Source organism: Flavobacterium antarcticum DSM 19726, assembly GCF_000419685.1.
GTDB classification, from domain to species: domain Bacteria; phylum Bacteroidota; class Bacteroidia; order Flavobacteriales; family Flavobacteriaceae; genus Flavobacterium; species Flavobacterium antarcticum.
Genome location: NZ_ATTM01000003.1, coordinates 244,573 through 256,782, shown reverse-complemented (window position 1 = coordinate 256,782; position 12,210 = coordinate 244,573). Strand labels below are relative to the sequence as shown.

Genomic DNA, 12,210 nt, shown 5'->3' with positions numbered 1-12,210 from the left:
CACAATGAGCGACTCAATTAAACACGAATGTGGAATTGCACTTTTACGATTAAAAAAACCACTCGAGTTTTATAAAGAAAAATACGGAACTGCTTTTTACGCGATACAGAAAATGTATCTGTTGATGGAAAAGCAACACAACCGTGGACAAGATGGTGCTGGTTTTGCAAGTATCAAATTGGACGTTGAACCGGGCGAACGCTACATCAGTCGTGTCCGTTCAAACGATCAGCATGCGATTCAAGATGTGTTTACGCAAATAAACGGACGAATTAGCGAAGAATTAAAGGAGCATCCCGAATATGTAAATGATATTGCTTTACAAAAAAAGCATCTTCCGTATGTGGGTGAATTATTTTTAGGTCACGTACGTTACGGTACTTTTGGAAAAAACAGTATTGAAAGCGTTCACCCCTTTTTACGTCAAAACAACTGGATGCACCGAAATTTAATTGTTGCCGGGAATTTCAACATGACAAATGTTTCGGAACTTTTCAATAGTTTGATTGAATTGGGCCAACACCCGAAAGAAATGGCGGATACGGTTACAGTTATGGAAAAAATAGGGCACTTCCTAGACGATGAGGTGACTGATTTATACTTTGAATGTAAGAATGAAGGACTTTCAAAAAGAGAAGCTTCTCCAATCATCGCAGAACGTTTAGACGTGAAGAAGATTCTAAAAAGAGCTTCGAAAGGTTGGGATGGCGGTTATGCAATGGCGGGACTTTTTGGTCACGGCGATGCATTTGTTTTCAGAGATCCTGCGGGAATTCGTCCTGCTTATTTCTATGAAGATGACGAAATTGTAGTGGTTGCTTCGGAACGTCCGGTGATTCAAACGGCTTTCAATTTAGATTTCGAGCAAATTAAAGAATTGCAACCTGGGCATGCATTAATCATTAAGAAAAACGGAACTGTTACTGAAGAAGAAATAATTACACCAGTAGAGAAAAAAGCGTGTTCTTTTGAACGCATTTATTTTTCTCGAGGAAGTGATGCTGAAATATATCAAGAACGTAAAATGTTAGGGAGATTGATTCTTCCAGCGGTTTTACAAGCGATTGATAACGATACGGACAATACTGTTTTTTCTTACATTCCAAATACAGCCGAAACTTCCTTTTACGGATTGGTTGAAGCCGCTCAAGATTTCTTGAACCAAAGAAAAAATAATTACATTTTAAAGAATAGAAATAAGTTAACAAAAGAGACTTTACAAGAACTTCTTGAAGTTAAAATTCGTACCGAAAAAGTGGCGATTAAAGACGCTAAACTCCGCACATTTATTACGGAAGACAGCAGTCGGGACGACTTGGTCGCTCACGTTTATGATGTGACTTATGGCGTAATTAAACCGGAAGACAACTTGGTCATCATTGACGACAGTATCGTTCGGGGAACTACTTTGAAAATGAGTATCATCAAAATGATGGACCGTTTGAAACCAAAAAGTATTGTAATTGTTTCATCGGCACCGCAAATTCGTTATCCAGATTGCTACGGAATTGACATGGCAAAAATGGAAGGATTGGTTGCTTTTAAAGCGACTTTGGAACTGCTTCGCGACCGCAATATGTTTAATGTTGTAGAAGAAGTTTACCAAAAATGTAAGAATCAAGAGCACTTAAAAGATAGTGAAATCGTCAATTTCGTCAAAGAAATTTATGCTCCTTTTGAACCACAAGAGGTTTCTGATAAAATTGCAGAAATGTTGAGTTCGCCGGAAATTAACGCAGAAGTAAAAATTATTTTCCAAACGGTTGAAAACTTACACATTGCTTGTCCTAAAAACTTAGGCGATTGGTATTTTACGGGAGATTATCCAACCCCTGGAGGCAATAGAGTAGTAAATAAAGCGTTTATTAATTTCTATGAAGGAAACGATGCACGAGCATATTAAGTTCTAAATGAGCACTTCATCGGATAAATATGCATTTCATCTGATTTTTTTGTTCAACAATGATCGTCAATATATATTTACAACACCATGACATTAGTAGGTTAAGTTTATGGTAGATTTGGGGCAAAAAAGGTGGATTAATTTCCACCTTTTTTATTTTATAGAAGTTCCATAATTTCTTTTTAGAATTATTTGGGTGTTGCCTAAAGGCTCGGGCTGTTCATTCCCGCTTTAATTGTCTCGTACCAAAAAGACGAGACAATTAAGAGCTCCACTTCCATCCCTAACACAAAAACCACCAGAGGCAGAAAAGATTTGCCAAGTTGAATTTATTTCAGCTTCTATACCAATTCGATTCCTTCGTAAATACCTAATACCTCCGCAAAAGTTTCAAAAATATATGCTGGATCTTCACTCGAAACCATTTTCATTCTGTGTTCCTTAAAGTTAGGAAGTCCTTTGAAGTAATTCGTATAATGACGACGTGTTTCTAGAATTCCGAGTTTTTCCCCTTTCCAATCCATTGCCCATTGCAGGTGATTTTTTGCGGCTTCCACACGTTGTTCAATTGTTGGTTTTGGCAAATGCGTTCCGGTTTCAAAGAAATGTTTTATTTCATTAAAAATCCAAGGATAACCAATTGCAGCTCGACCAATCATCATTCCGTCAAGACCATATTTATTTTTGTATTCCAATGCTTTTTCAGGAGAATCTATATCTCCGTTTCCAAAGATAGGCATCGTAATTCGAGGGTTTTTCTTAATGCGTTCCACGTGACTCCAGTCGGAATGACCTTTGTACATTTGAGCTCTCGTTCTTGCGTGAACCGTCAAAGCTTGCACTCCAATGTCTTGTAAACGTTCCGCCACTTCGTCGATATTGATTGAGTTTTCGTCCCAACCCAAACGTGTTTTCACAGTAACAGGTAAAGAAGTACTTCTGATAACTGCTTTTGTCAAACGAACCATCAAATCGACGTCCTTTAAAACTCCAGCTCCAGCTCCTTTGCAAACCACTTTCTTAACAGGACAACCAAAATTAATGTCAATTAAATCCGGATTTACCGTTTCCACAATTTTAGCTGACATTGCCATTGCTTCTTCATCACCACCAAAAATCTGAATTCCCACAGGCCGTTCGTAGTCAAAAATGTCCAACTTCTGCCGACTTTTTATCGCATCACGAATCAATCCTTCTGAAGAAATAAATTCCGAATACATCATATCTGCTCCGTGAAGTTTGCACAACCTGCGAAAAGGCGGGTCACTCACATCTTCCATTGGAGCTAATAATAAAGGGAAATCGGGTAATTCTATGTTGCCTATCTTGACCATCTACTGCATTTTGGGTGCAAATTTACGATTTTAAATTTTAGTGCTAAAGTATTTTCTTCTCCGTCAAATATTTCCAATATCTTTTTGGAACATGTTGCACGTGCAATTTGTCGTTTTTGCGTTCTTTAATATTCGTGTGGTCAAAATATTCAATCCACAATTTTTGATAATTTAGTTCCTTTTCGTGGAGCAATTCTTTTTTATGGCTTTCGCCAAATTGAATTGGATTTTCGAGCGAAATAATCTCCACCACATTCAAATCGTAATAAACGCCGTAACCTCTTTTCGAATCATAAATCAACCATTTTTGGTCTTGGTAACGGTTTTTGAAATGGGTGATTATTAACGTCAACACGTCAAAATCAGGGAAAATTTCAGCAAAGTAAATTTCGTCTTTCAACAATTCAAACCGAATAAAAGCTTTCATTCTGTGGCGTTCACGGTTGACACTTTTGACAAATTTCGACAATTGCATTACGAAAGAATTCGAGTAATCTTTCAGAATATCTTTACCTGGATTCTCAACTGCATAAGTAATGACTTGCAATAAAACCATTTCGCGCGAAGCATCTTCAGACAAAAAAGTGTAAAGCATTTGCTGAATGCCACTTTTGCCTAATTGCTTTTCGAGTTTTTTTAAAACGCGATCTGATTTCTCAGAATTAGTGATAATTTCTATTGGTTCGGCAAAGAAGGAGTTTTGAAAAGTCCCTTCATGGACAATCTGAACGTCTTGGTATTTGAATTCGAAAACTTCAAAAACAGCTGTTAGAAATCCTTCAAAGGTTTTATCGTAGAAAAGTATCGTCATTCAAAAGGGAAGTTTGGTTGCTGAATGGATTTTCGAATTTGCTTTTAGTATCGCCAACAATCAGACTTTTCAAATGCACCGAATCAAGATGAATCAAGTTTTTATTTGAATTGGCAACCACTACAAAATATTTCGCTCGATTGGTGGCAACCCCCATTTTTTGCAAATGTTCTAAAGTGAGGTTTTGAAACTTTCTTGCATTCACAATTTTATAAGCAGATTTTACGCCAATTCCAGGTACACGAAGAATCATTTCTAACGAAGCTGTTTGCAAAGCCACTGGAAAATCCGTGATGTTTCTTAAAGCCCAACCTAATTTTGGGTCGACTTCCAAATCGAGAAATGGATTGTTTTTCGCTAAAATTTCGTTCGCTTTAAAACCGTAAAACCGCATCAGCCAATCGGCTTGGTACAATCTATTTTCACGAACAAGAGGAACTTGCGAACCCAACCCTGGCAATCTTGCGTCATTTGAAACGGGAACATAACCGGAATAATACACGCGTTTCATGCTGAAGTTTTTGTAAAAATGGTCGGCAACTTGGATGATTTGTAAATCGGTTTCCGGACTTGCACCAACTATCATTTGCGTACTTTGTCCCGCTGGAGCAAACTTTGGAGTCGACTTGAATTTTTTACGTTCGTCTTTGTATAAATTGATTTCATTTTTGACAAAACCCATTGGTTTAATCATTTGTTGGTGGTCTTTATCAGGAGCTAATAATTTCAAACCTGATTCTGTTGGGATTTCGAGGTTCATACTCAATCTGTCGGCATAAAGTCCGGCTTCTCGCATCAATTCATCGCTCGCTCCTGGAATACTTTTTAAGTGAATATATCCGTTGAAACTGTGTTCCAATCGTAATTTTTTCGCCACACGAACCAATCGTTCCATCGTATAATCGGCATTTTTGAAAATTCCTGAACTCAAAAACAAACCTTCGATGTAATTCCTGCGGTAGAAATTCATGGTTAAATCTACGACTTCTTCCACCGTAAAAGCAGCACGTTGGATGTCGTTGCTTTTTCTAGTGACACAATAGGCACAATCGTAAATGCAAAAATTTGTAAGTAAAATTTTGAGTAAAGAAACACATCGTCCATCTTCTGTGTAGGTATGGCAAATTCCCGACGAAGAGGAATCGCCTAAACCTTTGTTGGTGTTTTTGCGGTTTCCTCCACTTGACGAGCACGAAACGTCGTACTTTGCAGCATCTGCGAGAATTTCTAATTTTTCTTTAACTCTGTCGTAATCCACGTGTTGAAATAAATTTGGGATAACAAAAATAGGGCAACAAAATGGTTTTTAAATTTAAATTGTGTTTTTTAATACTTGTTTAATCTTTGGGTTTTTTTGTATTGGATGACGTGCTGTTTGGATAAAATTTCAGTCAGAATTTCAGTTGAAAATTATCTTTTACTATTTGATTGTAAGCGTTTCAAGTTATACTCTAATCTACTATCTTTGCGGATTAATTCAGCAGGAGTTATTTTGAAAATGAAAAGAGCTGGGTTACGAAAATAGTTGCGTTAGGGATGGAAGCGGAAATCCTTTATGGCCCGTAGTTCGGGACATAAAGATTGAGAGTGGACAGCCCGACCTCGTCTCGTCTCTAAAGACGACACGAGGGAACGCCCACAAAAATATTAATTAAGGAAACGACGGAAGAAACAATTTGGTTTCTTGAACAAAATAGAACAGTTTTAAATGAAACACATTAGAAATTTTTGCATTATTGCCCATATTGATCACGGGAAAAGTACGCTTGCGGATCGACTTTTAGGAGCGACACAAACGGTTACGGCTCGTGAAGAAAAGGCTCAATTGCTGGACAGTATGGACTTGGAACGCGAACGTGGAATTACGATTAAGAGTCACGCGATCCAAATGGAATATACGTATAAAGGAGAAGAATACATCTTGAACTTGATTGACACTCCTGGACACGTAGATTTTTCTTATGAAGTTTCGCGATCCATCGCCGCTTGTGAAGGAGCGCTTTTGATTGTCGATGCCGCTCAAAGTATTCAAGCTCAAACCATTTCTAACTTGTATTTGGCTTTAGAAAATGATTTGGAAATTATTCCGGTTCTTAATAAAGTGGATTTGCCTAGTGCGAATCCAGAAGAGGTAAGCGACGATATTATTGATTTATTGGGTTGCAAGCTGGAGGATATTATTCACGCTTCAGGTAAAACTGGTCTTGGTGTAGAAAATATTTTAGCAGCGATTATTGAAAAAATTCCACCACCAAAAGGGAACAAAGAAGAACCTTTGCAAGCCTTGATTTTTGATTCACATTACAATCCGTTCCGTGGTATTGAAGTTATTTTTCGTGTGAAAAATGGTGAAATCAAGAAGGGTCAGAAGATTAAATTCATGGCAACTGGAAATGAATATTATGCGGATGAAATTGGTACTTTGAAACTAAATCAAGTTCCGAAGAACATCATTTCTACAGGAGATGTTGGTTATTTGATTTCAGGAATTAAAGAGGCGAAAGAAGTAAAAGTGGGCGATACCGTGACTGATGCTAAAACGCCAACTACAAATATGATCAAGGGTTTCGAAGATGTGAAACCAATGGTTTTTGCAGGAATTTATCCTGTAGATACGGAAGATTACGAAGATTTGCGTTCTTCGATGGAGAAATTGCAATTGAACGATGCTTCGCTTGTGTTTTTACCGGAGAGTTCAGCGGCTTTAGGTTTTGGTTTCCGTTGTGGCTTCTTGGGAATGTTGCACATGGAAATTATTCAAGAACGTTTAGAACGTGAATTTGACATGACCGTGATTACAACGGTTCCCAACGTTTCGTATTTTGCGTACACGAAGAAAGATCCTGAAACAGCATTTATAGTTAATAATCCAACCGATTTACCGGAGCCATCTAAATTGGATCGAGTGGAAGAGCCGTATATTAAAGCAACGATCATTACGAAGTCAGATTACGTAGGTAATGTTATGAGTTTGTGTATTGAAAAACGCGGATTGATTACGAACCAAACTTATTTGACTACGGAACGTGTAGAATTGACTTTTGATATGCCATTAGCGGAAATCGTTTTTGACTTTTACGACCGCTTAAAAACGGTTTCAAAAGGATATGCATCGTTTGATTATTCACCTATTGGAATGCGAACTTCAAAGTTAGTTCGATTAGATGTTTTATTGAATGCAACATCTGTAGATGCACTTTCGGCTTTGATTCACGAAGACAATGCCTTTCACATTGGTAAAAAAATGTGCGAGAAGTTGAAAGAATTGATTCCTAGACAGCAATTTGATATACCTATTCAAGCTGCAATTGGTGCTAAAGTGATCGCTCGTGAAACCATTAAAGCACTTCGTAAAGATGTAACGGCCAAATGTTATGGTGGTGATATTTCGCGTAAGCGTAAACTTTTGGAGAAACAAAAGAAAGGTAAAAAACGTATGCGACAGGTTGGTAATGTAGAAATTCCTCAAGAAGCGTTTATGGCGGTTTTGAAGTTAAATGACTAAAATTCCTTTAGATTATAAAGAATAGGCCTCGATAGCAAAAGTTATCGAGGTTTTTTTTAAAGAATTTTCAAAAAAGCTGTTCGTGTTCAACTTAAGGTGATTGAGCTGGATTTTTTCGATTATATCTCTTATTAATAGAAATAACATATAAAGAAAATGTTGTAAGAATTTACTTCAATTTTTGTCATAGTTTTACTTAGTATTTATGAACAAAACATATCTATTAAAATTTAAACTTTAAAAACAAACATTATGAAGACAAAATTTTTAACAGCAGCTGCATTAATTTGCACGTTTTTTTACTCTAATGCACAAGTAAACACGATGAACAGCGACGTGGAAGAAGAAATGAATTCTTCTAAAGGGATGACTTTTGATCGTGGAAACATGTTCGTTGAAGGTGGCCTAAAAATTACAACTGGAGGAGAGGAAGATGCTTACGCCGTAAATGCTAAAGTGGGTTACTTTCTTAGTCCTAGAGTAGCAGTTGGAGGTCAAGCTTCTTTTGGGAGTATTGATAACGACGTAACAAATGTTAAAACAGACGTATTCGGAATTGGTGCTTTTGCTCGTTACTACTTCTTAGAATTAGACAGCAAAAGATTAAAAGCCTATGGAGAAGCTGGTTTAGGATTTGGAAAAAACAAAACGGAAGGACCTACATTTTCAGATAATAACAACAGTGTAACTGCTGATATTAATTTAGGTTTGAACTATTTCTTTACAAAGAACTTTGCTGCAACGTTTACTTTAGCAAATGTGTTGTCTTACAACAGCGTTTCTCCAGAAAATGGAGATTCAGTGAACAAATTTGAATTGAATGTTAACTTGTTTGAAAACATTTTTGCTCAACCACAATTTGGACTTTTATACAAGTGGTAAATTTTTTTAGTTAGTTATATTATAAAAACCGTCTTGAACTTTTCAAGACGGTTTTTTTATAAAAAGAAACCCTTCAAATTTTACATCTGTAGGGTTTGCTTTTTTTAAAAGAATTTCGAATTACAATTTCTTTCTATTGTCGTTTGAATTTGTATCGATCAACTTGTTGTATGGATCTACACCCACTTCAGTAGGTTTTTCGTCTACAATAATTACAAACTTGTTATTGATTTTTGTGACCTTGCGTTTTTCTAGATATAAAACTTTTTCTTTTGATTTCGACTTCGCGTCAACTTTATCAGAGAAAATTCCAATTTCAATATAGTCCTGCAACGGCAATGATTCTATTGGCTCTTTTTGATCTCGGTCTTTGTAACGAAGCGCTTTTCCATATTTGTCTGCATAAATACGTTTTCCTTTTTCGTCTGAATGGTACTTGCTGATATTCGCTTCAATCGTTACTTCGTATTTGCCATTTTCTAGTTTTTTAGAAGTTACTTTTTTGACGCCATTATCATACAAAGTAATTGTTTTGAACATGTCATTGATCAAATACTTCAAGGAATCCGGAGTAGCTTGATCTAAATACGATACAAACTCAATTGAGTTGGTATAAGGCGGTTCTTGATACGCTACTTTCTTAATGTAACTTTGAAGCGCATTGTTCATGTTTTTCTCGCCAATGTAATCGCTCAAAGCATATAAAACGAGTGAACCTTTGTTGTAATGAATGTACTGTTGGTTTTCATTAAACATCAGCGGTTGTTCTCTTTTACTTTCAAAAGTTCGACCTAGTAAATAATTATCTAAAGCGTCTTTTAAGAACATGCGCATTTGCGATTTTCCGTATTCTTTTTCTAATACTTTAAGTGAACTGTATTCTGATAAACTTTCAGACATTAGTGTTGCACCTTGTACATTCGCACCAATTACTTGATGAGCCCACCATTGATGTGCCATTTCATGTGAAGTTACTGAAAACGGGTAATCAACAGCATCTTTATCTTCGTCGTCAACATTTGCAATGAAACCAATTCCTTCTGAAAACGGAATTGTATTGGCAAATGATTGTGCAAATCCACCACCGGTTCTTGGAAACTCAATAATTCGAGCTTGACGGTGTTGGTATGGACTGAAATTTTCAGTATAGTAATCAAGAGATAATTTAACCGCTTTTACCATTCGGTCCAAGTTGTATTCGTGTCCTTTATGGTAATAAATTTCGATAGCGACATCTTTCCATTTGTCTTTTCGAACTTCATATCGAGCCGATTGATAGGCATAGAAATTCAACATTGGTCGATCCATTTTGTAGTGGAAATATTTTCTACCGTTTTCACTCCATTCTTTTTCAAGATAACCAGGTGCGATCGCAATTTGGTCGTCAGACGTGCTTACCGTAGTTTCAAACGAAACCCAATCCGCATCGTTAGAAATGTAATTATTCATTCGAGCGATAGAATCCGTAGCTTTTGCCATGCGTTCTTTTGGCTTCAAGCCATATTTTTCGCGCGTTTTATCGTCTTCTAATTCGCCATTACTTGAATATCCAATGCTCGGGAAATAACCGTTACTAATAAAAGTTCCATTGGCTAAAACTGGGGAGTTGTCACGTAAAATTGTATTGGGTTTATTCGTGATTTCCCAATTCATTCGAATCGAATCTCCAGGTTGTAAAGCTGTCTTTAATTTATAAATATTGAAATTAAACAATGAATCTTTCAAAACTAATGTTGTTTCAGCATCAAATTTAAAAACAGTTGGATAATCGTTAAAGTTAACAAACAAAGAGTCAATCGTTTTTTTAGTTTTATTCTTTAACCAATAAGAACCTGCTGCTTTAAAGTCTCTTGTGTTTGGAAAAATATCCATGTTGACTTTAATATCGGTAATTCTAGGTTGGGCATAATGCTCGAATTTTTTATAGTTTTTCTCCCAATCCACTGCTTGTTGTTCACTTTCTTTATCTGAGTAGCGTGGGTTTTCAATGTTGTTTACATAATAAATGTAACTTCCAAGTGCGAAAAAGCTAATTAAACTGATCGCTAATACCGCTCCAAAAGAAACGTTGAATCGTTTTTTAGCATTTGAAAAAGTTTCTTTCGCAGACATTGGAATCCCTCTTTTCCAAAATAATAAAGCCAAACAGAACAATGAAATTCCAAAAAGCGACCAATATATTTTATAGACATAATATAATTCGATGCTATTTCCATACCCGTTCATGTCCGAATAATTGTAGTTTGCACCTGAGTTGAAATTAAAGATTGCTTGCTCAATTCCTAATAAAGGTAAAAACTGAATTCCAATAGATAAGATCAATAAAACAAAGAATCCAAGAAGGTAATTTTTAAAAATGGTTTGTATAAATACCGCTAGAAAAGCCCAGATTACAAAGTTGATTAATTTCAACGCATACAATTCAAAGAAATAATGTCCGAGTTCAAAATTATAATAGCCATGATACGCTTGAATAGAAACTCCAGCGATAACGATGATTAAAAGTAGAACAATTTGCATCTTGATTAATGCAATGAATTTTGAACCTAATAAAGCCCAGTTTGGAATAGGAGTAACGTCAATTAAGTTGCCCATTCGTGAAGTATCGCCACGATGGATCAGCATTCCCGCAAATAAGAAAGTCAAGATATTGATAAAAAAGCTGAAAAAGGTTCCAGGAAGCATCAACATTTGCCACGTAACGGGATAAGTACTTGTTCCAAAAACTTGACCTGCAGTCATTGACATCAAAAGTAAAACGAGTAAGCCTACAAATGCAATAATTAAGAAGGCAAAATTTTTAATGATGAATTTGAAATCAAAATGAGATAAGCTCCACATTGTTTTGAAGTTCTGCCAACCGCTGTAATCATATTTTACTGTTGGAAGTTTGATCGCTGTAATTCCCCCAAAATTATTTTTAGTTACACGATCGTTCTTTTTGCTTCTTCCAAAAGTTAAAGCCGTTTGTGTAAAGGAAAAGAAATAATAAAGTAATCCCAAAACTAAGGACGAAATACCTAACCAAATCAAGCGATTGTAAATAATGACTTCTTTAAAAGGAAGTAAATTATTGTTTTGTTCAGCAACAGTCCAATATTTGGTGTAATAGCCTAGCGCTTCCTCGCCAAAGGGTTCAAAAAGTGCCACCATGTAACGATTATCAATATCTCGTGTAAAACTGCTTAAGATTATGGTAATTAAAATCAGCACAATTACTCCTATGAAACCCACAGAAATATTTCTGGTAATCGTCACTAAAGCAAAAATAATTACCCCAAAAAAGAATAAATTAGGGATGACGTAAACAAGATAAATTTGAACATACGCCAACATATTAAACGGAAGCAATAAATCCTGATTAGCCCAAGGAAGGACAGAAGCCACTGTAATTCCCGCCATTATTGACAACGTAATAATGATGACAACCAGTAAGGAACTTAAAAATTTTCCGCCAATATAATCCCATTTTGTAAAAGGATAACTAAACAAAATCGTGTGCATGTTGTACCTGAAATCCCGGTATACCGACGAACCAATAATGATGGGAAGTAGGAAATAGATTAAGTAATTCATCCCGTTGATAAATTCGCTTAACGCTAACGGTGAATTTGCCATAGAATTGCTTCCTCGTGATGCGGTAATGCTGTCAAAAACACCAAAACTTGTTGCAGCAATAAAAGCAGACATGATAAAAAACAGGAATATAAAAATATAAAAAGACGGGTTTTTCAACCATCTTTTAAACTCAAAGTTGAATATAGTTGAAAACATA

Annotated in this window: 7 protein-coding genes; 3 read left to right on the top strand and 4 right to left on the bottom strand. The window is 36.1% G+C overall.

The window, feature by feature from the left end; translation table 11 throughout:
* The first annotated feature begins 4 nt into the window (after nt 1-4).
* Nucleotides 5-1,903 (top strand): amidophosphoribosyltransferase, encoded by a 1,899-nt coding sequence (locus YWA_RS0106425; RefSeq protein ID WP_022827677.1) that lies wholly within the window; start codon nt 5-7, stop codon nt 1,901-1,903.
* Between the two features lie 341 nt (nt 1,904-2,244).
* Here YWA_RS0106425 and dusB read toward each other — a convergent pair whose 3' ends face one another.
* From dusB to YWA_RS0106410, 3 genes are read right to left on the bottom strand one after another with little or no spacing between them, the layout of a single operon-like run.
* On the bottom strand, nt 2,245-3,237 hold the full coding sequence (dusB, locus tag YWA_RS0106420) for a tRNA dihydrouridine synthase DusB (protein ID WP_022827676.1): 993 nt from the start codon (nt 3,235-3,237) through the stop codon (nt 2,245-2,247).
* A gap of 43 nt (nt 3,238-3,280) precedes the next feature.
* Nucleotides 3,281-4,048: a TIGR03915 family putative DNA repair protein gene (locus tag YWA_RS0106415; protein ID WP_022827675.1), complete on the bottom strand. Its 768-nt coding sequence runs from the start codon at nt 4,046-4,048 to the stop codon at nt 3,281-3,283.
* Nucleotides 4,026-5,306 (bottom strand): putative DNA modification/repair radical SAM protein, encoded by a 1,281-nt coding sequence (locus tag YWA_RS0106410; RefSeq protein WP_022827674.1) that lies wholly within the window; start codon nt 5,304-5,306, stop codon nt 4,026-4,028. The genes YWA_RS0106415 and YWA_RS0106410 overlap by 23 nt, the downstream gene beginning before the upstream one ends.
* Before the next feature lie 450 nt (nt 5,307-5,756).
* Between YWA_RS0106410 and lepA the strand changes: the two genes are divergently transcribed.
* Entirely contained in the window at nt 5,757-7,553 is a 1,797-nt protein-coding gene (gene lepA, locus YWA_RS0106405) for a translation elongation factor 4 (protein WP_022827673.1), read from the top strand.
* A 252-nt stretch (nt 7,554-7,805) separates the two neighbouring features.
* Nucleotides 7,806-8,435: an outer membrane beta-barrel protein gene (locus YWA_RS0106400; RefSeq protein WP_022827672.1), complete on the top strand. Its 630-nt coding sequence runs from the start codon at nt 7,806-7,808 to the stop codon at nt 8,433-8,435.
* Between the two features lie 120 nt (nt 8,436-8,555).
* On the opposite strand, the gene YWA_RS0106395 is transcribed toward YWA_RS0106400, so the two are convergent.
* Nucleotides 8,556-12,209: an ABC transporter permease/M1 family aminopeptidase gene (locus tag YWA_RS0106395; protein WP_026718632.1), complete on the bottom strand. Its 3,654-nt coding sequence runs from the start codon at nt 12,207-12,209 to the stop codon at nt 8,556-8,558.
* Nucleotide 12,210: the final 1 nt, after the last annotated feature.